The sequence below is a fragment of the Enterobacter sp. 186315 genome (genome assembly GCF_053290175.1).
The window spans coordinates 1-23,807 of record NZ_JBPTTK010000007.1; the positions used below are offsets into that span (position 1 = coordinate 1).

Consider the following 23,807-nt stretch of genomic DNA (forward strand, 5'->3'; position numbering starts at 1 on the left):
AGCAAGCCAACTTATCGTCAAAATCGGTGTTGCAAAAACGGGAGTGACCATAGATCCGTTTTCCAAGCGGACCCCAATTAACACTTGCCAACCTATCTACTGGTTGGTAGATTTGATTTTAACAACACGACACACAAACAAAAACACACAACAGAACATCAGGAGCGTCATCATGAAAAACATCATCAAAACCACCCTTGCCATCATCGCCCTGTCCGCCAGCGCACTGAGCTATGCCGCCAGCCCGCAAATGGTTTCCCGCAGCGAAGCAGCATCGCTGCAAAAAATTGGGGTGGTCTCTTCCGGTGGCTTCACCACCCTGGATGACCTGGTGGCCTCACTGGATATGAAAGCCGCTGATGCCGGGGCCACACACTACCGCATCACCAGTGCCACCGGTATGAATAAACTTTCCGGTACCGCTGTCCTGTATCGTTGAATACCCGTTACCCTCGCAACTGCGCCCGGAACCCTTCTGGTTTCCGGGCGCAGTTGTGTCTGAATAACAGGCACCCGCAGGTGCCAGGAGAACATTATGTCCACCCATGACAGTCTGATTGAACTGACTGATACCCTTATCCAGCAGAACGGCTACCAGGGCTTCAGCTATGCTGATCTCGCTGACGGTCTGGGAATACGGAAGGCCAGTATCCATTACCATTTTCAGACCAAAACCGACCTCGGGCTTGCCTATTGTGAATACAAGGAGGCCAGCCTGCTGAAACTGGAAGCTGCCCTGTTACAGCTGCCACCGGGTAAAGCCCGTCTGCAGGGTTATATGGACGCATTTCTCAAATGCGCCGACAGCGGCCAGATGTGTGGCATTCACGCCATGCTGTCCGACAGCGCCCTGTTTGAAGAACCTCTTCAGAAAGCCACCTCACGACTGGCACAAACCGACCTGCGCATCCTGACCAGTGTGCTGGTTTCGGGTCGTGAAAGCGGTGAACTGGCTTTTACTGCTGAGCCGGCTGACGTGGCCATTATCATCGGCAGCGCCATTAAAGGGGCCCTGATGCTCAATCGGATCCCTCCTCATGATGCCTGTTCCCGCACCATGAGCGCGCTTATTCAGCTACTCTCCCGCCCGTAAAGCCACGCCTGTGGCTGCCCCGGTTTAACCGGGGCAGCCAGCACTCAAAAAAATCACCGCTGACAACGCCTGTATTCCGGGGGCCTCAGAAGACATTAAGACTTTCCTTGCGTTTAATTTCCAGTTACCCCTTGCCAATCTATCTACTGGTAGGTAGAATAAATATTAACAACACGACAACACAATAAAACAGACATGCAGGGGGCATCATCATGAAAGCACTTATCAACGACGTTATCGCTGTCTTCACCCGTAAAGCCCATGGACCGGTCATCATCAAATCCGATCTTACTGAGGAAGAAAAAGCAGCTCTGGTACCGGTCCGTACACTCTCTGTTGGCTGGGTGTCTTCCGTGGATGAGCTGGAGCGGGAGGTTATCCGCGAAGCCCTTGAACATGGCGCTGCCGCTTATCTGATTTCTGAGCTTGAGCAGGCCCGTTTCGTTCATGCCCGCGCCACGCTGTTTGCATAAACACAAAACGAAAATAAAAGGACACACACCATGAAAAATAACGTCGAGACACAACTGCGCCGGTTACTTCGTAAAACGTCAGGCCTGGACATTATGGTTCTGCGGCTGTCAGTGATTTTCATCTTCGCCCTGTTTGGCACCTACAAATGGTTTGCCTTCGAGGCCAATGCCCTTCACCACCTGCTGCCAGGCACCTGGCTCGGTGCGCTGTATCCGGCTCTCGGCGTTCAGGGGCTCAGCTACGCACTCGGCGTGGTGGAAAATATCACCCTTCTGGCCCTGATTGCCGGATTTTTCCGGCCGGCAGTGGGTGCAGCAGGCGCCCTGATGGTGGCAGGCACCGGCATCGTCACCCTGAGCCTTCTGCCGCAGCTGGGTCGCATTGACAGCTTCATTATCAAGGATGTTCTTCTGATTGGGGCTGGACTGGTGCTGTTGCGTCATGACCTGCGACGGACACTGATTAACCGGAGGGCGAAGCAACTCAGCGCCGTGCACAAACCCCGCTCGTCTGACGCATTGTCAGCCATGGGGTGACCCTGAATTACGCAGCAGCCTGATATTTCTGGCCAGCAAATATGACACCACTCCCGGGTTCATGGTGAGAGGCATGGAAGCCGCCTTTCGGGCGGGGATCACTCCCCGCTACTTTTTAGAGCGCTACCTGGAAAATAAGTCGCTCCCCGCCAACCCGGACTTTGAAAAACACTATCTGGATCTTATTCATGAGCAGGACCCGTCCCGGTGAGTGAGATTTGTCAGGAGAGCGATATGAACAAACCGTATAAAAAAGACCCACAGACCATTCAGGCACTGACGGAACTGCAGTTCAGCGTCACCCAGAAAAGCGCCACTGAGCGCCCGTTTACCGGAGAATATGACGACCACTTTGAGGACGGACTGTACGTGGATATCGTCTCCGGTGAGCCACTGTTCTCGTCGAAGGACAAATTTGATTCGGGCTGTGGCTGGCCGGCATTCAGCAAACCAGTGGAAAACAACGTCCACAACCTGAGCGACCTCAGTCATGGCATGGTGCGTACTGAAGTGCGTTCCCGTCACGGTGACAGCCATCTGGGACACGTCTTCCCTGACGGGCCACAGGATACCGGTGGATTACGTTACTGCATTAACTCGGCTTCACTGCGTTTTATCCCGAAAGGCGCTCTGGAAACAGAAGGATACGGTGAATTTCTTCCCCTGTTTGAGAAAGGAGATAAGCATGAAAACTGATGTGGCAATCCTTGCCGGTGGTTGTTTCTGGGGTGTCCAGGAGCTGATCCGCAAACTCAATGGCGTGGTCAGCACCGAAGTGGGCTATACCGGCGGACGTAATGATAACCCGACATACCAGCACCACCCAGGACATGCGGAGGCGGTGAAGGTGGTGTATTCCCCGGATAAACTGAGCTACCGAAAACTACTGGAATATTTCTTTAGTATTCACAACCCTACAACAATACTTCGTCAGGGTAATGACGTCGGCTCAAGCTACCGCTCAGCCATCTTTTTCACCACAGAGGAGCAAAAGCAGCAGGCAAACCAGCTTATCCGTGAAATAGATGATTCAGGAGTCTGGCCCGGAGTCGTGGTGACAGAAGTAGAGCAGGCCGGTGAGTTCTGGTCTGCAGAGCCAGAGCATCAGGATTACCTGCAGCATAATCCCGACGGCTATACCTGCCATTTTGAACGACCTGACTGGACGCTTCCGGGATAAGTCACCGTCGCAGACTCGCAGCATTCAGCCCCGCCCATGTGCGGGGCTTTTTTGTTCATATGCAGAAACGAGAATGGGATCACAAACAAATTTCTTTAGTCCATTTCTTGCATACAAAACAATCAACATCCTGATTTTAAGGGGCATATTAGAAAAAAGATGAGGATGATTAGGGTCAAAGGGACAAAGGGACAATGTTTAGAATTATGCTGACCGTTATCGCAGGATCGTTATTTTACGGACTCTCGGCCAGTCTGTGTTTTGCCGGGCTTTTTCGCATACACGCCCCCAGTGCCTGCACAGCCTTCTGTCTGACTTATAACCCAACAGCCGGCTATGTCATGCTGGTTACCGGTATGACACTGTTTATCGTATTTTTGCTCAGCCTTTTCCGGACAACAAAAGCCCCTATTTAACATAAAGGCTTCATTGTACGCACCGCTAAAACGCGCTCAGGGCGATTTCAGCGCGAAGCCGGTGAAAACCACAGCTTACCCGGCGAAAACCCCGCAAAACTTGCCTGATGAATTCTGATGGCATGAATGGCTATGCACCGGACTGCATGGCGGCCCGTTTCAGTGCGTTTACCACCTGAAACCGCCAAAAAGCGCCCTTTTGCGCGGGAAATCTCTCATTTTCTCCCTGGAATACTCACAACAATCATAATTACTAGTAATGTTTTCTGTGTGTACGACAACTCTGTAATGCCTGAGGAATTAATGACCGGTTCAAACAACAAGACACGCGATATCACTAGCAACCGCAAGTATCTGATCAAGAATGCACGCGGCCAGGCAGCCTATAAAGCACGTATGCGCGAGGCGGGTTATAAGCAAATTGCGGTATGGGTACGAGAAGATGTCAGAGAGGCAGGACGACAAGCCGGACTGGAATCTGACGCGCTGTTGTCAGGGGCTGCGCAGCATGATCCATTAGGCTGGATGGTCGGTTTTGCTGAGGGACTCAGGCAGCGAGAAAAAAAAGACAGCAACCCGCAGTAAGCCTGCAAGACAGCACGAATAACAGAGAACAGCCAGTACAAGGAAGTAACGCTTCGCGTACCGGATTCAGCATATTTTTCAGGGAGTGTCCCTGCTAAACTCCTTCATGTCGACGCATCAACCCCGGAGGCTCTGTAATGAGCAATACCACACACTACGAAAACGCCAACTTCTTGCGGGAACTGGCCGAAAGTCTGCCCCGCATACTGCCGGAAGGTGGCCCGGACAAGGCAGCACTGTTGCAGCGCCTGGCTAACGAAGAACTGGCACAGGCCGAGTATGAAGATCAGGTTCGCGCCAAAGTGACTGCAGCCCGCGCTGATACACGCCCGGGCATGACCACGGAACAACTCCGCCAGCGGCTGCATGGTCGCTATCAGGAACTGCGTGATGCCGTATGACGTGGAATGGAAGCAGGGAGCCATCGAGGACGTAACGGCACTGTTTGACTAGGGGTCAGTTTGGATATGGGGTTTGAAGGCCAATGGAACGAAAACGTACGTTAAGAATGTAATTTATTGATATTCATAAAAATAAAAAAAGGATCGCTGATTGATCCTTTTGTTTTGCTATTTGAATTTCGATAAACATTAACCACGAGAATGCAGTAGCTCGGCTATCTCATGAGCAATTTCATCGATTGTATGAGTTGCAGTACTACGAGCAACTTTGTCTGCTAATGATGGACTAAAATCGACAACTTCTTGTTTTGTAATATTATGCCATATGGGAAGCAATATTTGCTCACCAGAAATAGCACGAGTGACGATTCCATCAAGTTCATAATTTGTCCAACCTTTGCTTATAAACGCCGGAGACAAAACTACTAACCCAACACGACTGTTTGCTAAACCTTTGTCTATTTTTTGTCTCAGGCTGTCACCAATTCTTAACGTCATTTCGTCATACCATACATTAAGGCCGTGACTGATTAATGAGTTTGCCAGAGAGCGAACAAAATCATCTTTATCCTCTGAGGCATGCGAAATAAATACGTCATGTATCTCGTTGCTCTGTGCTGTTGACGGTGGTCTGTTATCTCTTACCAGACTAGGAACTTCGCTTAACGGCCTATCCTGAATTTCAGGAAGAACCCCTGGAAGAACGCGAACAGAAGCCCTGGTACTCCCCCTTAATCCCTGCATATCTACAGCAATATGCCAATGGCCTGATGAAGGGATCTGTAACCTTATGGGGGAGCGCTTTGCTAACCCACCAATGTAGGAATGTCGTCGGCCATTCTTATAACTACTGAAGTTAGAACTATCCATTAGTCTAACATTTGCACCACTGGTAAGGGTGATTTCAACAATCTCCCCTCTTTTTCTTTGACCAAGATCATTATGGATGAATTGCATGTAAGTCTGCTCTCTTCATTTGAATTGGAAGAATGTAGCCACTTCCTGATTATACTGTATCCAGTGGTTGAGAGTATCTCTTAGTGTGAAAAAATAAATTATAAGACTTTTACTCGGTATGGATGAAGATGTAAAATCCGTAAACCAGAGAATAAATGAGGAAAAAGCGTGACCAAGCACAAAGTTTTCATCAGTTACCACCATGCTAATGACCAATGGTACAAAAACGAACTTGAAAAAATGAATGATGTTTTTGATATTTTTGTGAATCGCTCGGTATCACTTGGTGACATTGATGAAGAAGAAGAACCTCAAAAGATCAGAGAAATAATAAGGGATGAATATTTACGTGATACATCCGTTCTTATTTTACTCGTTGGGACTGAGACTAAAAATAGAAAGCATGTTGATTGGGAATTATATTCATCCATGAGGGATAGTCCCAGAAACGGCAAATCAGGTATTTTTATTATAAATCTTCCTTCAACAGGGACAAACAACATTAGAGCCAGTCATGGTGAAAATGAAAAAAATGAATTTCATCCTAATATAACCGAGTGGATAACAATCAACGACAGAACAACATATAAAGAAATATATCCATATATGCCTGAAAGAGTTATCGATAACTTGATGAGTGAAAAGTCATATATATCAATAGTCAACTGGGATCAGATACACAATAACCCAGAAAACCTTAGAAAAATGATTGAGTTAACATATCAAGATAAAGATAAGTGCGAATACGTTTTTTCTACCCCAATGAGAATGCGTAATGGCTAGCAGAAACAGTAAAGGGGAGTATGATACTCCCCTTTACTTGTTACCAATCCCATTTGGTGGTGTTCACGTTAAATGTTTGTTGAACCCGTGATGTGAAAAAATCATTTACTACTTTAAAATCGTTACATATTTTACTGTAGTTATAGTATTGCTTTTGTATTTTATTTATAGGCGTCAGGTGAACTTTTAATGGTGTATTAGTTATAACATCAATAACTTCATCCTTATCTGATATATATTTATACCATCTTTTATAATTATTTTGATTTTTAGTTAAAAATTTATTTAACACCATTAACATATCATTGCTAATATTATATAACTCATTGTCTTTTTTTGGATTCAATAGTTTCATTTCATCTCTAATAAATTGATATGTCTGATAATATGATGAGATAACTTCATCGAATGCGTCCACATTTTTCTTCAACTTAAAGATAGCTCTTTTTGAATCCAGATGATTTTTTATACTTTTGCGATATAACGTACCACTTTCATTGAACAGAACATTAACGCCGCCTAAACTTAATTTCTCTACTTTAAATGAGTATTTTTTTAAAAGATATAACGCTACAATTAGCCATATAAAAATAGATATTAGTAGTATATATATAATACCAGTTACTAAAGGTTTGTTTTTATTAAATACGGTGTAAATTGAAGGTACATATGATGAAAGATCCACTGTACACATTACAGCAATTACCGCAATGAAAGCTATCGTCCAAATTATAACAAATGTTCTCACAATTCCACCTTGTCAGTTGTAAGATAATCAATCATTGATTGGTGAACGTTCTGAATTGATAATTTTATATACGGTTGAACGCGCAATACCCATATGCTTAGCTATTTCAGTTGCTCCAGTTCCTTTATCATGCATAAATTTTATTTTATTCCTGTCTATTTTCCGTTTTCTGCCAAATTTAATTCCTTTAGACTTGGCCTCAATTCTTCCTTCATTTGTTCGTTCAAAGATGCGAGTACGTTCTGCTTGTGCCACTGCTGATAGAATTGTGACGATCATCTTCCCCATTTCTCCATCGGTACTGATCCCATCATCAATGAATCGGACTGCCACACCCAAGGCATCGAATTCTTTTATTAGTTGAATCATATCGGCAGTGTCACGACCAAGACGGTCTAGCTTCTTCACCAGAATGACATCTCCATCTTCCACCTTCATGCGCAACAGCTCAAGTCCTTCCCTGGCAGCTGAACTTCCCGATGCCTTGTCCGTAAAAATACGGTTGGCTTTTACCCCCGCGTTCTTAAGTGCTCTAATTTGAATATCTAGGGACTGCTGACTGGTTGAGACCCGTGCGTAACCAAAAAGTCGCATAAAAATGTACCTTAAATCGAATATCAGACACCTTGTGTCTATTATGGCAAAAATACGATTTAATAGACAGTCCATGCCTGCCGTTTTATGCTGTCTTATAAATTATAATATTTCGGACGGTTGCGAAATTGTTAATTCATGACCATCAGGCAGGGAGGCCGGTATGCCCGTCGATTTTCTGACCACTGAGCAGGAACTGAATTATGGTCGCTATGTTGCAGAACCCAATGACGTGCAGCTGGCGCGCTATTTTCATCTTGATGAGCGGGATCTTGCCTTCATTAACCAGCGGCGGGGAAGGCATAACCGGCTGGGAATTGCGCTTCAGCTCACCACCGCCCGTTTTCTGGGCACCTTTCTGACAGACTTAACCCGGGTTCTGCCAGGTGTTCAGCAATTTGTCGCGGTGCAGCTTAATATTCGCCGTCCGGAAGTCCTTACCCGCTACGCAGAACGGGTTACCACCCTCAGAGAGCATACTGCGCTGATTAAGGAATATTACGGTTACCATGAATTTGGCGATTTCCCCTGGTCTTTCCGCCTGAAGCGCCTGCTGTACACCCGCGCATGGCTCAGTAATGAGCGACCCGGCCTTATGTTTGATTTTGCCACCGCGTGGCTGCTTCAGAATAAGGTCCTGCTGCCCGGAGCAACCACACTTGTACGTCTCGTCAGTGAAATACGCGAACGGGCAAATCAGCGGCTGTGGAAGAAACTGGCCGCGTTGCCGGACAGCTGGCAGACCGCCCGCGTGACGGAGCTTCTGGACATTCCTGAGGGGCAGCGTACTTCACCGCTGGAGCAACTGAAAAAGGGACCGGTCACCGTCAGCGGCCCGGCATTTACCGAAGCGCTGGAGCGATATATCCGGCTGCGAAACCTGGAATTTTCCCGACTGAATTTTACCGGTCTGCCTGCTATACAACTGCGTAATTTGGCCCGTTACGCAGGCATGGCGTCGGTAAAATATATCGCGCGAATGCCACAGCAGAGAAAACTGGCCGTACTCACAGCATTCGTTAAAGCGCAGGAGACTGCGGCGCTGGATGAGGCCGTTGATGTGCTCGATATGCTGATACTGGATATCACTCGTGCGGCGAAGAAAACGGGGCAGAAAAAACGGCTCAGGACGCTTAAAGATCTTGATCGTGCTGCGCTAATATTGGCGCGGGCATGTTCATTGTTGCTGGATGAACAGGCTGACGATGCTGAACTGAGGGAGACCATATTCAACAGCATACCGAAAAGCAGGCTGGCAGAATCCGTCAGCAAGGTAAATGAGCTGGCCCGGCCTCAGAACAACAATTTCCATGACGAAATGGTGGAGCAGTACGGGCGGGTAAAGCGCTTTCTTCCGGTGGTATTGCGCGACCTGCATTTCCAGGCAGCGCCAGCCGGAGAACATACGTTGTCCGCCATTCATTATCTGACCGAACTGAACTGCTCGAAAAAGCGCATCCTGGACAATGCGCCTGAACATATTATTACCGGCCCCTGGAAACGCCTGGTATACGATGCGGAGGGCCGGATACAGCGTGCCGGTTACTCGCTTTGTCTGCTGGAGCGCCTTCAGGATGCACTACGTCGAAGGGACATCTGGCTCGAAAACAGCGATCGCTGGGGAAATCCCCGCGAGAAGCTGTTGCAGGGGGAAGAATGGCAGGCTCAGCGGGTCCCCGTTTGCCGGGCGCTGGGACATCCCACTGATGGACATAAAGGCGTGCAACAGTTGGCGGTCCAGCTAGATGAAACCTGGAAAACCGTCGCATCCCGCTTTGAAGGAAATGCGGAGGTTCATATTTGCCATGACGGTAAACATCCTTCCCTGACTATCAGCAGCCTGGAGAAACTGGAGGAGCCACCATCGTTGCATCGTCTCAACAGTCGGGTAAGGCTGCTACTCCCGCCAGTAGATTTGACGGAACTGTTGCTTGAAATAGATGCCAGAACGGGATTTACACGTGAGTTTACGCATGTCAGTGAATCCGGGGCCCGGGCACAGGATCTGCACATCAGCCTGTGCGCGGTCCTGATGGCAGAGGCCTGCAATATCGGGCTGGAACCGCTGATAAAGCACAATATACCGGCGCTGACGCGCCACCGGCTTAGCTGGGTAAAACAGAATTACCTCCGGGCAGAAACGCTGGTCAGCGCCAATGCCCGCCTGGTTGATTTTCAGTCCACACTGGAGCTTGCTGGCCGCTGGGGTGGTGGCGAAGTGGCTTCAGCTGATGGCATGCGCTTTGTCACGCCGGTGAAAACCGTCAATTCAGGACCTAACAGAAAATATTTTGGTTCCGGACGTGGCATCACCTGGTACAACTTCGTCTCTGATCAGTACTCTGGATTCCACGGCATCGTTGTCCCCGGCACATTACGAGATTCCATTTTTGTGCTGGAAGGCCTTCTGGAGCAGCAGACAGGGCTGAATCCGGTTGAGATCATGACAGACACAGCCGGTACCAGCGACATTATTTTTGGCCTCTTCTGGCTGCTGGGATACCAGTTTTCCCCCCGGCTTGCCGATGCCGGTGAAGCGGTATTCTGGCGAGTGGATAAATCGGCAAATTACGGTGCACTGGACGAACTGGCACGTGGTTGTGCCGATCTGTCGAAAGCCGAGGATCAGTGGGATGAGATGATGCGAACCGCCGGTTCGCTGAAACTGGGCACCATTCATGCTTCAGAACTCATTCGCTCTTTGCTGAAAAGCTCGCGCCCATCAGGGCTGGCACAGGCGATCATGGAAGTGGGGCGCGTCAACAAGACGCTGTACCTTCTTAATTATATTGATGATGAGGATTATCGTCGGCGGATCCTGACGCAGCTAAACCGGGGGGAAGGCCGCCATGCTGTGGCGAGGGCGATCTGCTACGGGCAGCGCGGTGAGATCAGAAAGCGCTATCGTGAAGGTCAGGAAGATCAGCTGGGGGCACTGGGCCTGGTCACTAACGCAGTGGTACTGTGGAACACACTTTATATGCAGGAAGCCCTGAGCTGGATACGCAGTAATGGAGAAGAAATCGGGGTTGAAGATATCGCCCGGTTGTCCCCACTGATGCACGGGCATATCAATATGCTGGGGCATTATACGTTTACGCTACCGGAGGATATTTTGAAGGGGGAACTGAGAGAACTAAATTTCAATTTAAACAATGAATTAACTTCTTAGCGTACGTTTTCGTTCCATTGGCCCTCAAACCCCTTTAACAACCTGAGCGACGCGGCGAAGGATCGGAACCTCTACTTCCCGCTCGAGTTTGGCAGCAGTTGGTTGAGTATGGCCGAAAACGATACCGCCCTTTATGCCCGGGTTGCTCCCATGGTCAGCCGCTTGCGTAGCGAACTGTTGGAACAAATTGCAACATCGACAAGCCCACTCGGACGGCTGCGAAGTACCCTGGATACCCACCTCAGCGTTAAATATATCCAGGAGGAAAAAACGGCGGCAATTGAAAGAGAACTATTGGGGCTAAAAAAACAACAACAAGAGACAAAAGATAAACTTACGGTTTGGGAAAACGCTATTACTCAGACGCAGCAGAAATTAAAAAAAACGGAGAGGTTATTAAAAGATAACGCTTTACCTGTCTGCCGACTGCTTATCGATAAAGCTGCGGAAGAGGCCGCAAACTTTAAATTGAAGGGAAGTTACAGCAGCGAAAACCGTATCACTTTACAAAGCATGATCGCCGACTATTGCTCTAAAATTAAAAATATCCAGTTGGATGTGGAAAATAAGACGATCTACTGGCAAAAAGTGGCCCGCAAAAATGTTGAACCTACGAGACAGGCGGTGCAGGATATTCTTGATGAAAACTTCAGTGCTATTCGCTATAGGCTCAATGACTATTGGTTCGACGCCTATCTTAGTTCTTCAAATTATTCATCCGATACAAACAGAGTCATCCATGCCGCTGAAAATGCCAAAGTGGAAGTCATTCGGTTGTGGACGTCACAATGGATGGCTGCCGCAGAGAACGTCCATAATCAATACAAAAGCGAACTCGCCAAAGAGGGGAGAATTCTCGATGAGTTGCGGGTAGAGCAGAATAAATCCCTGCTGCAACAGACATCACTTAAACAACAGGCCGTCTCGCGCGAAGACGAGTTAAAGAAAATAGCCGTTGAATCACAAGAGGATCTTGTCCGCTGCGAGCAGTTTGTTCACTTTCTTGATGAAGAGTATCTCAAAACATTAAATACGCGTCTGGATTCAGCATTTCAGGAACGTGATAATTGTGATGCGTTATTACAAGTTTTATCCTGCGTTGCGTTGAAAAATCAGCGGGAAGATTTAATAAATTTAACTGAAAAGTATTCTGGATAAGGCATGAACGTGACCAGTGAAATAAAAAATAAAGAAAAATCGCTCGCCGAGTTAATGGTAAAAATACTCAAGGAGCCGCTCAATCCCCTTGAGAGTTCGTTAAAAAAACTCAATACAGAGGTTCTGGAGACCAAAGATAAGGTTGAAGAAATCAATGATGCCATTAATGCGGTAGGCGCAAACACCGAAGAAATCATCAATCCGCTGAAAAGATCGTTACGTGAGCTGCAAGATGACGATATTCCTGGGGTGATAAGTAAGCTGCGGGAATTTATTTCGACTCAGGTAGAAGAAAAAAAACAGGATATTAGCACCGCGCTTAGCCAACAATCGGTGCACTATGATAGCCAGCTGAAAGTCGCGACCGGTAAGCTTTTTGAAAAACTGTCGGATGTTCTTGGGCAGCAAAATGAGAGTGTCCAGACAGCAATACAGCAGTATCAACAAACGGGTTTCGACAGCGCTGAAGCTTTGTTGCAGCAACTGTTGACTGCTAACCGCTCCCTGGAGGCGAATGCCAGCGAGCAACGGTCGACGCGAGAACGTGACCAGCGGTTGGCTGAACGGCTGGAAACTGTCATGCAGGCCCAGCAGCAAATAAAGCAGTCGATAAGCGAACTTGACCAGCAGCTCAAGGGCGTGAGTCAAGGTGTGCAAACGGCGCGGACCACGCTCGCGGAACGGCAGGAAAGTGATCGACGGGAAGTGTTAAGCGGCCTTGAAACGCTTTCCACCGACGTCCAGGCAGCACTGGTGCAGCATCTGATCCCGCCAACCCAGGCTATTGAGTTTCTGCAAACCAGCCAGCAGGCGTTGACCGAGGCGGTGAGCCAGCAAAAGAGCCATCTGGAGGCGCAAATTGCCGCAAGTCAGGGTAGACTCCGCTACGTTGTCATCATTTTTGCCCTGTTTGCTACCTCAACGCTGGCGTATATCGGCTATGACATCTGGAAAAATTTAGCTCCCTGACAGGGCGAAAGCGCATGGCGTCTAACGCGACAGAGCCATTATATTTTAAGTTGTGTATAGGGTTAGACAATCTTGAGTTCAAGATGTAGGTTGTTGCGCTCACCTGTGATCCGGTGACCTGCTCCCCGTTGATTAATACACCGCGATGTTAGTAATGTCTTCATAAGCTACATGAGGACATCCCCATGAAGAAGCGTTTTTCCGATGAACAGATCATCAGTATCCTCCACGAGGCCGAAGCCGGGGTTTCTGCCCGTGAGCTCTGCCGTAAGCACGCCATTTCCGACGCCACGTTTTATACCTGGCGTAAGAAGTATGGCGGCATGGAGGTGCCTGAGGTTAAGCGCCTGAAGTCACTTGAGGAAGAGAACGCCAGACTCAAGAAGCTGCTCGCCGAGACCATGCTGGATAAGGAGGCGCTTCAGGTGGCTCTTGGGCGAAAGTACTGACGACAGACCAGAAGCGCGAAGTCGTGGTGTTGATGTGTGATGCGACCGGTCTGTCGCAACGTCGTGCCTGCAGACTCACAGGTTTGTCCCTGTCGACCTGCCGCTATGATGCTCAGCGTCCGGCGGCTGATGCGCATTTATCAGGGCGCATCACTGAGCTGGCACTGGAGCGCAGGCGTTTTGGCTACCGACGCATCTGGCAGTTACTGCGCCGTGAAGGCCTTCATGTTAATCACAAGCGCGTGTACCTCATCAACGCGCTAATCTAGGTGAAGTTTTAGGGTATGTCGTACAGCGTCCGCGTAACATAACAAGTTTGCTGTCGGGAGCCATCCTGACAGCTGTATCTGATTCATTCAAGAAATCCCTAATGTTCTAAAAGTTACTGCCGATATTAGAATTGCAAACTATATGTCAATTTGGGATAGTTAAAAATGAGCGAAAACAACTTCTTCAACAAATTTATTGATAAATTACAAAAAGATAAATCATTAAGCGAGTTTGATAAAACAATTGTTTTAAAAAACTTAAATTCTTTAAAAGAAACAAAAGTTAATATATTAATAACTGGCGCTACAGGTTCAGGTAAATCTTCAACCATTAATGCATTGTTTGATTTTGAAAAAGCAAAAGTAGGGACTGGTGTTGATCCCGAAACAATGGAAATAGCCAAATTTGAGTTGGATAACATCATTCTTTTTGATTCGCCGGGTTTAGGCGATGGAAGAGAGTCTGATCGTAAACATGCAAAAAACATAATAAATAAACTTAACGAAAAAGATAAGAACAATGATTTGTTGATTGATCTTGTTCTTGTTGTTCTTGATGGCAGCAGTCGTGATTTGGGCACATCATTTGAATTAATTAACAGCGTTATTATACCTAATCTTGGAGATGATAAATCTCGGTTACTCATAGCCATAAATCAAGCTGACATGGCTATGAAAGGTAAAAATTGGAATTATCAAGAAAATAGACCAGAGACAAAATTAATAGAATTCTTAGATGAGAAAGTATTATCAACAAGAAGAAGAATAAAAGAGGCGACAGGCGTTGACGTTACCCCCATATATTACTCTGCTGGTTATAAAGAGGATAATGAAGAACAAAGGCCATATAACCTATCCAAACTACTCGCATTCATTTTAAGAAAAACTAAAGAAGAAAAACGAGTTGTATTTGTTAATGATATAAATAAAAAAGAAAAAATGTGGGAAAAAGATGATAAGTTAGAAAATTATCAAAAAGAAATTGAAGAATCATTCTTTGGCTCTCTTGTTAAATCTGTATCAAAAGGCGCAAGTTCTGGGTCTGACATTGGCGGATCTTTGGGTGGTATCTTTGGTAAATCTGGAGAAGCTTTTGGACGTGCGGTTGGTGGGGTTGTTGGTGGGTTTGTAGGATTTTTGGGAGGGTTATTCTCCTGATGAGAAAGGACTTTGTTTCTAGAATCTCAGATTTGACTTCAGCCAGAGGTCTTCTTATTCCTTTGGACGTTGCCTTGGTAGGTGCAACAGGAGTTGGTAAAAGTTCAACGATAAATTCTCTTTTTGGAAATGAAAGTGCAATTGTTGGTACTGGCGTTGATCCAGAAACTAAAATTATATCATCTTATAAATCAGATGAATACTTTAGAGTTCATGATACGCCAGGTTTAGGTGATGGAATAAATGAAGACATCCGGTACGCTCAAGAATTATCAGTTCTTCTTTCCAAGAAAATCAGTATTAAAAATAGTGAGAAATTATTTGGATATATAGACATTACATTAGTTATCCTTGATGGTTCCTCTAGAGATCTTGGTACAACCTATCATATATTAGAAAATATTGTCCTTAGGTGTATTGAGCATGATAGAGTTATTGTGGCTATAAACCAAGCAGATCAAGCCATGAAAGGTAGGCATTGGGATGTAGTAGAGAATAAACCTGACTCTATATTATTAACATTCCTTGAGGAAAAATGCTTATCTATTCAAAAAAGAATAGATGAATCTATCGGCCTAAAGATTTCTAAGCCAGTATTCTATAGCGCGTATCATAATTATAATATTGATACTCTTATGAATCACATTTTGGAACATCTTCCTTATCACCGGCGATCGTGAATGATAATATAAATCTTATTTACAAAAACCCTAAACTCATTTAAATCCATAAATGAACTAAGCTTTTAGGAGATAACAGGGTCATAGTCCAATAGTCTTTAGGAATATGGCCTTAAATTTCAGTCTCATACTCTTGCGTTTAGAAAAATTTTTTAACGGCATTGGGCACTACTAAACAGATTTGACACTACGGTGCAGGAAGACTATAGATAGTGGGATGACTTTTTTTAGAAAAAAATGGACATTGCTAGCTTACAAAAAAATCATTTAAAGTCAATAAGTTAAGAAGTGGCTTTTTCTTTTATCTACAAGTACTTTGCAGTAGCGCGCCGACAGCGTGCGGGTGACGCTGTGCGGATTGGTGGGGTCAACCATGCCAAACCCAAACCCGTTCCCCTTGGCCTGATGCTTTTTGGCGTAGCGGTACAGGTACTTCCACAGCACCGGCGTCAGAATGAACTTCGCGTCGACGACCGGCTCCAGCAGATCCGCCACCGTCGGGCGGCGCGCCGGATATAACGACGGAATATCGCGCAGGGTAAAATCGCCCTTCAGGTTCAGATCCCGGCGGAACCCCACCAGCACGATGCGCTCGCGGTGCTGGGGCAGAAAATGTTTACCGTCGATAATTTTCGGATCGTCCGCGCCCATGTCCTGCGCATCCGCCACGTCATAGCCCAGCTCGTCGAGGGTCTGCATGATGATGCGAAACGTCTTGCCGCCGTCGTGGCTTTTGAGGTTCTTAACGTTTTCCAGCACGAAAATAGCGGGACGACGGGCGTCAATGATGCGCGCCACGTCGAAAAAGAGCGTCCCCTGGGTGTCGCAGGCAAAACCGTGGGCGCGGCCCAGGGCGTTTTTCTTCGACACTCCGGCAAGCGAAAACGGCTGGCACGGGAAGCCCGCCAGCAGAACGTCGTGCTCGGGGATGGTCTGGCGAATATGTTCAGCGGCTTCGCTGTCCGTCACGCCGAGCTTATGGCTCAGCGTGGCTTCGCGGATATCGGCGTTAAACTGGTGCGCCTCGGGATCGCAATACCAGTTGGCTTTATAGGTGCGCACCGCGTGTTTGTTCCATTCGCTGGTAAACACGCACTGGCCGCCGATGGCTTCAAAGCCGTAGCGAATACCGCCAATACCGGCAAAGAGATCGATAAACCGGAACGCGTAGTTGGGGTGCGCCGCCGGAGGTGGCGGAAGCAGGGTTTGCAGAAAGCGAAACTCGCCGTCGCTGAGGCGATGCCCTGCCCGCTCGCTGGTAAGCAGTCTTTTGAGAATGGCCGGGCTCCAGTGGCTTTCACCGCATGCCACGAGCTGGTTTGCCAGGGTTTTTACATCATAGATATCCAGCAGCTGACGCAGTAACGCCTGCACCGCTGCCGTTGACTTCCCGGCCTGCGCTGGGGCGGGCTCGGTCACTGATCGATTTTCCTGCATTCTTTTAACCGGACAATAAAGACTTAAAACAGATTACCACAGTTCAGGGCATCACACTGCGGCGAAAGCGGCTCAGGATCTGGCTGTCCGTACCAAAACAGTCGCCCTGCAATTCGGCGCTCAGTTTCGCCATAAACTGAATCAGGTAATCCGCGTTATGCCGCGCCAGCTCGCGCCCCACCGCCGTTTGCATCGTTTCGGGTAACCGAAGCAGCTTGGTCTGGAAATGATCCAGCGCGTAGGCCCTGTCGTCTAACGCACGTGATTCGGCAAAGGGATCCTGCGCATCGAACAGCGCGACGCCGAGCGCGCCCGACACGGCAAAAACGCGCGCCAGACCAATCGCTCCCAGCGCTTCGAGCCTGTCTGCGTCCTGCACAATTTTGGCCTCCCGCGTTTGCGGCGCGATCCCGGCGCTAAAGCTGTGCGCTTCAATCGCGTGGGCCACGGCGTCGTAACGCTCGGGCGGGAAGTCCGGGAAATCACGGCGCAGGATCTTAAGCGTTTTTTGCGCCGCCAGGCGGGAAGAGTGGCTGCGCTCAGGGTCGTTTTTCGGCAGGCTGACGATGTCATGGAAATAGCATGCGGTGAGCACCACCAGCGGATCGGCGTCTTCATTCTCCAGGATTTTTTTTGCCGTCATCCAGACGCGGCGAAAATGGGAGATATCGTGTGCGGCATCGTCGGTAGCGTGATGCGCCGCAAGCCAGTCTTCAAAACGCTGCTGCCATTGAGCGAGTTCCATCGTCATCTCCTGTTCTGAAAACGGCTACATTATCAACTTTCCCTGCGCCTGGCACTCGCCTCGTCCCGCTTAAAAGAAAATAAGCGGAAGAATCCTTTTACGCGGATGATTTCTTCGTTAGCACCTGGCTCCGCATGTTCCTCAACGCATTCACCACATTATTATTCTTAAATTCAACAGATTATTTAAATGTGAATTTTGGCCTTCGCTTTTAAATATAATCAGCACAGCTGAATCATAGCGATTATGGGCGACACCCATTTGTAAAAAGCATGAATCAAAGCCTTAAAAATCCTTATAACCAACTGAATAAAATAAATATAATAAATTTCAATGTTTTCTCATGATTCATACATATGAATAATAAAGAGATTATTTGAAACATTTTGAAATAAAAATAATCATTTTATTACATTTATTTTTGAACCTAATTTGCATCACTTAGAATAGTATCTCCGCTGTAATTACGGAGGGTGATTACACATATTCATAATATCTATATATATAGGGAATATATAATGAAAAGAAAAGTTCTGGCAATTATGGTTCCAGCCCTGTTAATGGCTGGCGCAGCAAATGCAGCTGAAATTTATAGCAAGAACGGTAATAAAGTTGATTTTTACGGCAAAGTTGACGCACGTCATGCATTCTCTGACGATGCAGGTCAAGACGGCGATGCAACTTATGCACAGATCGGTTTTAAAGGCGAAACTCAGATCAACAACGCACTGATCGGTTACGGCCAGTGGGAATTCAGAACCGTCGCTAACAACACTGAAAAACAAGGCGGAAACTCCTTTACCCGTCTGGCATTCGCTGGTCTGAAATTTGCTGATTACGGTTCATTCGATTACGGCCGTAACTACGGTGTGGTTTACGACGTAGAAGCGTGGACCGACATGCTGCCAGTATTCGGTGGCGACAGCTATTCCGACGCCGACAACTTTATGGTTGGCCGTGCGAACGGTGTTGCAACCTACCGCAACGCTGACTTCTTCGGTCTGGTTGAAGGTCTGGACTTCGCCCTGCAATACCAGGGTAACAACGAAAGCGATTCCAATAACCAGGAAGGCACCAACAATGGCCGTAGCGTTCGTTACCAGAACGGCGACGGTTGGGGTATCTCCTCTACCTATGATTTCGCTGAAGGCTTCAGCGCAGGTGTAGCATACGCCTCTTCCGACCGTACCAACGACCAGGAACACGGCACAACTGCTGGCGGCGACAAAGCTGACGTCTGGACCGTTGGTCTGAAATATGACGCGAATGACATCTACCTGGCTGCAATGTATGCGGAAACCCGCAACATGACCCGCTACGGTGACTCTGGCATTGCAAACAAAACCCAGAACGTTGAAGTGACCGCACAGTACCAGTTCGACTTCGGCCTGCGTCCTTCCGTTGCTTTCGTGATGTCTAAAGGTAAAGACCTGCACATCGGTTATGGCAACGACAAAGATCTGGTTAAATACGCAGACGTCGGTGCAACCTACTACTTCAATAAAAACTTCTCTGCCTACGTTGATTACAAAATCAACCTGCTGGACGAAGACGATGCGTTCTACAGCACCAACGGCATCAGCACTGATGACGTAGTTGGCATCGGTATGGTTTACCAGTTCTAATCCCCAGAAATACCAAAGCCCGCATCAGCGGGCTTTTTTATATCACCTATGCGCTTACGGCGCTTCCTGCAACGCCACGCGAATAAAGCCGTTATTTTGCGCCAGCAGATCGTGGGCTTTCCACGCGTCCAGCCCGGTCAGCACCATCAGCACCGCCGTTTTGCAGTTATGGTTACAGCTTTCCAGCGCGGTTTTCGCAACCGAACGGGTACATCCCCCCGCCTCCATTACGATCGCTATCTGACGTTCCGCCCATTTGGTGCTGTTTGCCTCCAGATCCACCCGCAGGTTGCTGTAAACGCGCCCGGACCGGACCGCCAGCCCTGTCGTAATCATATTAAGGATCATTTTTTGGGCGATCCCAGCTTTCGGATTGCTGTACCCGGCCACCACGTCGGCACCCAGTTCCGGAGCAATCACCATGCTTGCAAGCTGCGCGGCTTCACTTTGCGCATCGCCCGTGATGACCGCCACCGGCGATCCCAGCGACCAGGCGTGGCGCATCGCGCCCCACACCCAAGGGGTTTTGCCGCTGACCGTTAGCGCCAGCATCATGTCGTGCTCACCAAATTTCATCGCCTGAAGCGCAGCCACGCCGCGCTCGTAGCTTGCGGCATCGTCACCCGCCGTCAGGGCCATCACCGGATGCTTGCCGGGGGCGTACTCCAGTGCCGCCTGCTCTGCCTGACGTCCGGACGGGCCTGCGCCGACAATAAACAGGCGTCCTCCGTGGCTCAGGGTCGCAGCCGCATTATCAACAACGCGTGCCAGGGTATTTAAGTAAGGGGTAATCGCAGCGGAGATGTTTGCATCGTCCTGGTGAATCACTTTCAGCATGTCCAGCGTGGCTAATCTGTCGATATCGACGGTGCTGGCATGACGTCTTTCCTTGACTGAACCGGTAAGCATAGTGCTCATAAACAGCCTCCTTATTATGAGTTCCCACACACTATAAAGTGTTTTATATAGATGACCTGCGAGGCGGTTCACGAAAAAAGGAGTGCAAAAGCAAGTTTTACCTGGCTTTAAGAAACACGCGCCATCAGCGATAATTAGCCTTTATCTATTCTCGCGGAGCATTGATGAGCGATTTGCAGCCCTTCCCCCCCACGCCCAGGCGATCCATGAAGCTCAACACCCTGGTCACGCTGATGGTGTGTGCGATCATCGGGTCGGTATTGCTGGTGGTGTTCGCGCTCTATTCAGTGCAAATCACCCGTGCGACCCGCGATGACGTAAAAGACACGGCGCTCGGGATCGCCCGCACGCTGGCGGACAGCCCCGAGGTCAGGCGCGGGCTGGAGGGATCGCCGCAGTCGGATGTCATTCAGCCGCTGGCTCAGGCCATCACTAAACGCAACGACCTGCTGTTCGCCGTGGTCACCGATATGCGCGGCGTGCGCTATTCCCATCCCAACGAAGCCCTGATCGGCCTGCATTTTATCGGCGACGACCTGACCCCGGCGCTGGAGGGCAAAGAGAATGTGTCCGTTAACCGGGGTGCCCTCGCCGAGGCGCTGCGTGTGTTTACCCCGGTGTATGACGCGCAGCACGATCAGATTGGCGTGGTGGTGGTAGGCATCTCGCTGAACAAAGTCGAAGAGCAGATCTCGCGCGGGCGGCTGAACGCCCTGTGGACGGTGCTGTTCAGCATTCTGATAAGCTCGCTCGGGATCTGGGTGGTGGTTCGCGTTCTGAAACGCATTCTGTTCGGCCTTGAACCCTATGAAATCTCCGCGCTGTTCGAGCAGCGCCAGGCGATGTTGCAGTCTCTGCGCGAGGGCGTCGTCGCGGTGGATATTCACGGCCGCGTGACGATGATCAACCACGCCGCGCGCGAAATTTTATTGCTGCCCTCCGGCCAGCATCCGGGCCAGTCCGGCGAGCCGCCGCACGCCCCGCTGCTGGAGCGCCTGCGCACCGTGTCACAGAGCGGCGTGGGATTAAAAGATCAGGAGATCAGCTGCAACGGCCGCCTGCTGCTGTGCAATATGGTGCCGGTGAAAAGCCAGAATCAGGTGATTGGGGCGATTACCACCTTCCGCGATAAAACCGAAGTCAGCCAGCTGCTTCAGCGCATGGACGGCATGGTTAACTACGTCGATGCGCTGCGTTCACATACCCACGAGTTTATGAACAAGCTGCACGTGATCCTCGGTCTGCTGCACATGAAGCGCTATGACAAGCTGGAGGAGTACATCCTTCAGACCGCACATAACTATCAGACCGACATCGGTGCGATTCAGCGCAAGGTCAAATCCCCGGTCATCGCGGGCTTTTTACTCGGGAAAATCAATCGCGCCAAGGAGGCGGGCATTACGCTTACCCTGGCGGACGAGTGTGAGTTGCCCGACACCGCGAACGAAGAGCAGGCGGCGGTGCTGATCACCGTGCTCGGCAATTTGATTGAGAACGCGCTGGATGCGATGTCCGATCAGCCGGAAGGCGAAATCACCCTGCTACTACACTATCAGAACGGCTGGCTGAGCTGTGAAGTCAGCGACGACGGTCCCGGCATCGCCCCCGAGCGGCTGGAAGATGTGTTCACCAAGGGCTACTCCACCAAGGGCGAAAACCGCGGTGTGGGGCTGTTCCTTGCCCGCCAGCAGATTCAGAACCTCGGCGGCGATATCATCGTCGAGTCGGAGCCTGGCGTATTTACCCAATTTTTTGTTCAGATCCCCTGGGATAGCGAGAGGAATATCGCGTGATAAATGTATTAATTGTCGATGATGACGCCATGGTAGCCGACCTCAACCGTTTGTACGTCAACCGCGTTGAGGGCTTTAGCTGCTGCGGCGTCGCGTCCACGCTCAACCAGGCCGAGGCATATATTACTAACCCCGCTCAGCCCATCGATCTGGTGCTGCTGGATGTCTATATGCAGCAGGATAACGGGCTGGATCTGCTGCCGGTTATCCGCGCGTCGGGCCGCCCGATTGACGTGATCATGATTTCGTCGGCCTCCGATGCGGCGACCATCCAGACCTCTATGCATTACGGGGTGGTGGATTACCTGATCAAGCCGTTCCAGTTCCCGCGTTTTGAAGAGGCGTTAAACGGCTGGAAGGCAAAGCAGAGCCTGAAGGGATCGCATCAGTATTATGAGCAGGCGGACGTCGACAGGCTGCTGCACGGCGGCGCGCCGGAGCTTGCCGACAGCAAGCGCCTGCCAAAGGGGTTAACTCCGCAGACCTTGCGCACCATCTGCCAGTGGATCGACGCCCACCCGGAGATGGAGTTTTCGACGGACGATCTGGCGAACGCGGTGAATATCTCGCGCGTATCGTGCCGTAAATACCTGATCTGGCTGGCGCAAATCACCATTTTGTTCACCAGCATTCACTACGGGGCCACCGGTCGCCCGGTGTACCGCTATCGTCTTCAGCCGGAACAGGTCGGGCTGCTCAGGCAGTATTGTCAGTGACGCGATAGCCGTCGTCGAGCAGGGTAAAGCGGAAGAGGTGCGTCGAGGAGAAGACCACCTCTTTTTCTTTGGTCACGAAGATGGCTTCAATGTCCGGTCTTGCCCGCAGCGCCGCGCAGCCTTTTTCAACGCCCATGCCGTACATCAGCGTGGTCCAGATATCGCCGTCGAGAGAATTGGCTGAAACAATGGTGACGCTGTCCAGCGCGTTATCCAGCGGATATCCGCTGCGCGGGTCAAGGATATGGTGATAGCGTCTGCCGTCTTGTTCGAAGTAGCGCTCGTAGGTTCCCGAGGTCACCACGGACATATTCTCCACCTCGATGGCGCCAATCAGCGCATCCGCCGCGAACGGTTTTTTCAGGCCCACGCTCCAGCCCCCTTCCGGCGAGCCAAGCGTCTGGATGTTCCCGCCCAGGTTGATTAACCCCAGCGACGCCCCCTGTTTGCGCAGATAATCCCGCACCCTGTCGGCAATATAGCCTTTGGCGATGGCGCCCAGGTCTATTTCCATGCCGGGCCTGGTCAGAAACACGCTGCACTTTTCGTCATCAAGCAGCACGTCGTTCGGGTCGGTGAGGGTCAGCAGGCGCGCTATGTCATCAGCGGGCGGGACGCTGTCGCCCTTAAAGCCGATTTTCCAGCGTTTGACCAGCGGGCCGATCGCCAGATTAAAAATGCTGCCTGGAAACAGACTGGCGGCCTTCGCACAGCGGATCAGTTCATAAACCGGACGGCTGACGCTGACAGGATGGCTTCCGGCCGCGTGGTTGATGTCCATCACCTGCGACTCGGCGCGGTTCACGGTAAGCAGATCTTCGTACTGTTTAATCAGGCGGAATACGCGGGAGGCGAGGGCTTCGTCGTGGGAGAAGAGTTTGAGCAGAATGGGCGAGCCCATGAGGACGGCAGAGTAGCTGTAGACGCGGTTTTCATCGGACATGGCAGGTC

24 protein-coding genes and 2 pseudogenes are annotated in these 23,807 nt (G+C 49.5%); 19 read left to right on the forward strand and 7 right to left on the reverse strand.

The window, feature by feature from the left end; all coding sequences use genetic code 11:
- Positions 1-172 precede the first annotated feature (172 nt).
- The 9 genes from ACSVHP_RS09825 to ACSVHP_RS09865 all read left to right on the forward strand — a co-directional run bounded on the left by ACSVHP_RS09825 (position 173) and on the right by ACSVHP_RS09865 (position 4,685).
- Entirely contained in the window at positions 173-439 is a 267-nt protein-coding gene (locus tag ACSVHP_RS09825; RefSeq protein WP_001567383.1) for a YdgH/BhsA/McbA-like domain containing protein, read from the forward strand.
- 96 nt (positions 440-535) lie between these two features.
- Entirely contained in the window at positions 536-1,093 is a 558-nt protein-coding gene (locus ACSVHP_RS09830; RefSeq protein ID WP_001567382.1) for a TetR/AcrR family transcriptional regulator, read from the forward strand.
- 212 nt (positions 1,094-1,305) lie between these two features.
- The gene (locus ACSVHP_RS09835) at positions 1,306-1,566 is read left to right on the forward strand and encodes a DUF1471 domain-containing protein (RefSeq protein ID WP_001567381.1); all 261 of its coding nucleotides are present in this window, start codon (positions 1,306-1,308) and stop codon (positions 1,564-1,566) included.
- Positions 1,567-1,596: 30 nt separating this feature from the next.
- A complete protein-coding gene (locus ACSVHP_RS09840) occupies positions 1,597-2,103 on the forward strand; it encodes a DUF417 family protein (protein ID WP_001567380.1) in 507 nt (168 codons plus the stop codon).
- Positions 2,104-2,176: 73 nt separating this feature from the next.
- Positions 2,177-2,314, forward strand: a complete 138-nt coding sequence (locus ACSVHP_RS09845) for a hypothetical protein (RefSeq protein WP_021243014.1) — start codon at positions 2,177-2,179, stop codon at positions 2,312-2,314.
- A 23-nt stretch (positions 2,315-2,337) separates the two neighbouring features.
- A complete protein-coding gene (gene msrB, locus ACSVHP_RS09850; protein ID WP_021243015.1) occupies positions 2,338-2,799 on the forward strand; it encodes a peptide-methionine (R)-S-oxide reductase MsrB in 462 nt (153 codons plus the stop codon).
- Positions 2,789-3,283 carry a peptide-methionine (S)-S-oxide reductase MsrA gene (msrA, locus tag ACSVHP_RS09855; protein WP_021243016.1) on the forward strand — a complete coding sequence of 165 codons (495 nt, stop codon included), beginning with the start codon at positions 2,789-2,791 and terminating at the stop codon, positions 3,281-3,283. The genes msrB and msrA overlap by 11 nt, the downstream gene beginning before the upstream one ends.
- A gap of 719 nt (positions 3,284-4,002) precedes the next feature.
- On the forward strand, positions 4,003-4,284 hold the full coding sequence (locus tag ACSVHP_RS09860) for a hypothetical protein (protein ID WP_021243017.1): 282 nt from the start codon (positions 4,003-4,005) through the stop codon (positions 4,282-4,284).
- 137 nt (positions 4,285-4,421) lie between these two features.
- Entirely contained in the window at positions 4,422-4,685 is a 264-nt protein-coding gene (locus ACSVHP_RS09865; protein ID WP_000072676.1) for a hypothetical protein, read from the forward strand.
- A 189-nt stretch (positions 4,686-4,874) separates the two neighbouring features.
- Here the strand turns inward: ACSVHP_RS09865 and ACSVHP_RS09870 are convergent, their stop codons facing one another.
- A complete protein-coding gene (locus ACSVHP_RS09870) occupies positions 4,875-5,642 on the reverse strand; it encodes a DUF1883 domain-containing protein (RefSeq protein ID WP_001159650.1) in 768 nt (255 codons plus the stop codon).
- A 168-nt stretch (positions 5,643-5,810) separates the two neighbouring features.
- Here ACSVHP_RS09870 and ACSVHP_RS09875 point away from each other — a divergent pair, with 168 nt between their 5' ends.
- Positions 5,811-6,425 (forward strand): TIR domain-containing protein, encoded by a 615-nt coding sequence (locus ACSVHP_RS09875; RefSeq protein WP_032640595.1) that lies wholly within the window; start codon positions 5,811-5,813, stop codon positions 6,423-6,425.
- A 40-nt stretch (positions 6,426-6,465) separates the two neighbouring features.
- On the opposite strand, the gene ACSVHP_RS09880 is transcribed toward ACSVHP_RS09875, so the two are convergent.
- Complete coding sequence (locus ACSVHP_RS09880; RefSeq protein WP_032640598.1) at positions 6,466-7,173, reverse strand: hypothetical protein; 708 nt, start codon at positions 7,171-7,173, stop codon at positions 6,466-6,468.
- 27 nt (positions 7,174-7,200) lie between these two features.
- A complete protein-coding gene (locus tag ACSVHP_RS09885) occupies positions 7,201-7,767 on the reverse strand; it encodes a recombinase family protein (RefSeq protein WP_004098835.1) in 567 nt (188 codons plus the stop codon).
- A 163-nt stretch (positions 7,768-7,930) separates the two neighbouring features.
- Here ACSVHP_RS09885 and ACSVHP_RS09890 point away from each other — a divergent pair, with 163 nt between their 5' ends.
- The 6 genes and pseudogenes from ACSVHP_RS09890 to ACSVHP_RS09915 all read left to right on the forward strand — a co-directional run bounded on the left by ACSVHP_RS09890 (position 7,931) and on the right by ACSVHP_RS09915 (position 15,622).
- Entirely contained in the window at positions 7,931-10,939 is a 3,009-nt protein-coding gene (locus ACSVHP_RS09890) for a Tn3 family transposase (RefSeq protein ID WP_447551797.1), read from the forward strand.
- A 108-nt stretch (positions 10,940-11,047) separates the two neighbouring features.
- Entirely contained in the window at positions 11,048-12,097 is a 1,050-nt protein-coding gene (locus tag ACSVHP_RS09895) for a hypothetical protein (RefSeq protein WP_234600753.1), read from the forward strand.
- 3 nt (positions 12,098-12,100) lie between these two features.
- Positions 12,101-13,066 carry a hypothetical protein gene (locus ACSVHP_RS09900; protein ID WP_234600752.1) on the forward strand — a complete coding sequence of 322 codons (966 nt, stop codon included), beginning with the start codon at positions 12,101-12,103 and terminating at the stop codon, positions 13,064-13,066.
- 185 nt (positions 13,067-13,251) lie between these two features.
- Positions 13,252-13,769, forward strand: a pseudogene (locus ACSVHP_RS09905) (transposase); the annotation flags it as partial.
- Between the two features lie 180 nt (positions 13,770-13,949).
- Positions 13,950-14,942 (forward strand): GTPase family protein, encoded by a 993-nt coding sequence (locus ACSVHP_RS09910; protein ID WP_447551798.1) that lies wholly within the window; start codon positions 13,950-13,952, stop codon positions 14,940-14,942.
- On the forward strand, positions 14,942-15,622 hold the full coding sequence (locus ACSVHP_RS09915) for a GTPase family protein (protein WP_447551799.1): 681 nt from the start codon (positions 14,942-14,944) through the stop codon (positions 15,620-15,622). The genes ACSVHP_RS09910 and ACSVHP_RS09915 overlap by 1 nt, the downstream gene beginning before the upstream one ends.
- A gap of 300 nt (positions 15,623-15,922) precedes the next feature.
- On the opposite strand, the pseudogene dcm reads toward ACSVHP_RS09915, so the two are convergent.
- Positions 15,923-17,041: pseudogene (dcm, locus tag ACSVHP_RS09920) on the reverse strand (DNA (cytosine-5-)-methyltransferase); the annotation flags it as partial.
- 61 nt (positions 17,042-17,102) lie between these two features.
- Positions 17,103-17,804: a phosphohydrolase gene (locus ACSVHP_RS09925; RefSeq protein WP_447551800.1), complete on the reverse strand. Its 702-nt coding sequence runs from the start codon at positions 17,802-17,804 to the stop codon at positions 17,103-17,105.
- Positions 17,805-18,322: 518 nt separating this feature from the next.
- Here ACSVHP_RS09925 and ompC point away from each other — a divergent pair.
- Positions 18,323-19,429: a porin OmpC gene (ompC, locus tag ACSVHP_RS09930; protein ID WP_447551801.1), complete on the forward strand. Its 1,107-nt coding sequence runs from the start codon at positions 18,323-18,325 to the stop codon at positions 19,427-19,429.
- Positions 19,430-19,483: 54 nt separating this feature from the next.
- Here the strand turns inward: ompC and ACSVHP_RS09935 are convergent, their stop codons facing one another.
- Positions 19,484-20,347 (reverse strand): N-acetylmuramic acid 6-phosphate etherase, encoded by an 864-nt coding sequence (locus ACSVHP_RS09935; protein WP_417314095.1) that lies wholly within the window; start codon positions 20,345-20,347, stop codon positions 19,484-19,486.
- Between the two features lie 164 nt (positions 20,348-20,511).
- Between ACSVHP_RS09935 and ACSVHP_RS09940 the strand changes: the two genes are divergently transcribed.
- A complete protein-coding gene (locus ACSVHP_RS09940; RefSeq protein WP_234675508.1) occupies positions 20,512-22,140 on the forward strand; it encodes a sensor histidine kinase in 1,629 nt (542 codons plus the stop codon).
- The gene (dcuR, locus tag ACSVHP_RS09945; RefSeq protein ID WP_234675507.1) at positions 22,137-22,856 is read left to right on the forward strand and encodes a two-component system response regulator DcuR; all 720 of its coding nucleotides are present in this window, start codon (positions 22,137-22,139) and stop codon (positions 22,854-22,856) included. The genes ACSVHP_RS09940 and dcuR overlap by 4 nt, the downstream gene beginning before the upstream one ends.
- On the opposite strand, the gene ACSVHP_RS09950 is transcribed toward dcuR, so the two are convergent.
- Positions 22,837-23,799 carry an FAD:protein FMN transferase gene (locus ACSVHP_RS09950; protein ID WP_447551802.1) on the reverse strand — a complete coding sequence of 321 codons (963 nt, stop codon included), beginning with the start codon at positions 23,797-23,799 and terminating at the stop codon, positions 22,837-22,839. The two genes, dcuR and ACSVHP_RS09950, sit on opposite strands and share 20 nt — an antisense overlap.
- Between the last annotated feature and the right edge of the window lie 8 nt (positions 23,800-23,807).

What these genes read in the sequence shown, in the direction of transcription:
- ACSVHP_RS09925 (WP_447551800.1), bottom strand. Translation starts at nt 17,804, where the DNA reads ATGGAACTCGCTCAATGGCAGCAGCGTTTTGAAGACTGGCTTGCGGCG.
- ACSVHP_RS09910 (WP_447551798.1), top strand. Translation starts at nt 13,950, where the DNA reads ATGAGCGAAAACAACTTCTTCAACAAATTTATTGATAAATTACAAAAA.
- ACSVHP_RS09830 (WP_001567382.1), top strand. Translation starts at nt 536, where the DNA reads ATGTCCACCCATGACAGTCTGATTGAACTGACTGATACCCTTATCCAG.
- ACSVHP_RS09900 (WP_234600752.1), top strand. Translation starts at nt 12,101, where the DNA reads ATGAACGTGACCAGTGAAATAAAAAATAAAGAAAAATCGCTCGCCGAG.
- ACSVHP_RS09860 (WP_021243017.1), top strand. Translation starts at nt 4,003, where the DNA reads ATGACCGGTTCAAACAACAAGACACGCGATATCACTAGCAACCGCAAG.
- ACSVHP_RS09915 (WP_447551799.1), top strand. Translation starts at nt 14,942, where the DNA reads ATGAGAAAGGACTTTGTTTCTAGAATCTCAGATTTGACTTCAGCCAGA.
- ACSVHP_RS09870 (WP_001159650.1), bottom strand. Translation starts at nt 5,642, where the DNA reads ATGCAATTCATCCATAATGATCTTGGTCAAAGAAAAAGAGGGGAGATT.
- ACSVHP_RS09825 (WP_001567383.1), top strand. Translation starts at nt 173, where the DNA reads ATGAAAAACATCATCAAAACCACCCTTGCCATCATCGCCCTGTCCGCC.
- ACSVHP_RS09940 (WP_234675508.1), top strand. Translation starts at nt 20,512, where the DNA reads ATGAGCGATTTGCAGCCCTTCCCCCCCACGCCCAGGCGATCCATGAAG.
- ACSVHP_RS09935 (WP_417314095.1), bottom strand. Translation starts at nt 20,347, where the DNA reads ATGAGCACTATGCTTACCGGTTCAGTCAAGGAAAGACGTCATGCCAGC.
- ompC (WP_447551801.1), top strand. Translation starts at nt 18,323, where the DNA reads ATGAAAAGAAAAGTTCTGGCAATTATGGTTCCAGCCCTGTTAATGGCT.
- msrA (WP_021243016.1), top strand. Translation starts at nt 2,789, where the DNA reads ATGAAAACTGATGTGGCAATCCTTGCCGGTGGTTGTTTCTGGGGTGTC.
- ACSVHP_RS09840 (WP_001567380.1), top strand. Translation starts at nt 1,597, where the DNA reads ATGAAAAATAACGTCGAGACACAACTGCGCCGGTTACTTCGTAAAACG.
- ACSVHP_RS09950 (WP_447551802.1), bottom strand. Translation starts at nt 23,799, where the DNA reads ATGTCCGATGAAAACCGCGTCTACAGCTACTCTGCCGTCCTCATGGGC.
- ACSVHP_RS09890 (WP_447551797.1), top strand. Translation starts at nt 7,931, where the DNA reads ATGCCCGTCGATTTTCTGACCACTGAGCAGGAACTGAATTATGGTCGC.
- ACSVHP_RS09835 (WP_001567381.1), top strand. Translation starts at nt 1,306, where the DNA reads ATGAAAGCACTTATCAACGACGTTATCGCTGTCTTCACCCGTAAAGCC.
- ACSVHP_RS09845 (WP_021243014.1), top strand. Translation starts at nt 2,177, where the DNA reads ATGGAAGCCGCCTTTCGGGCGGGGATCACTCCCCGCTACTTTTTAGAG.
- ACSVHP_RS09895 (WP_234600753.1), top strand. Translation starts at nt 11,048, where the DNA reads ATGGCCGAAAACGATACCGCCCTTTATGCCCGGGTTGCTCCCATGGTC.
- msrB (WP_021243015.1), top strand. Translation starts at nt 2,338, where the DNA reads ATGAACAAACCGTATAAAAAAGACCCACAGACCATTCAGGCACTGACG.
- ACSVHP_RS09865 (WP_000072676.1), top strand. Translation starts at nt 4,422, where the DNA reads ATGAGCAATACCACACACTACGAAAACGCCAACTTCTTGCGGGAACTG.
- ACSVHP_RS09885 (WP_004098835.1), bottom strand. Translation starts at nt 7,767, where the DNA reads ATGCGACTTTTTGGTTACGCACGGGTCTCAACCAGTCAGCAGTCCCTA.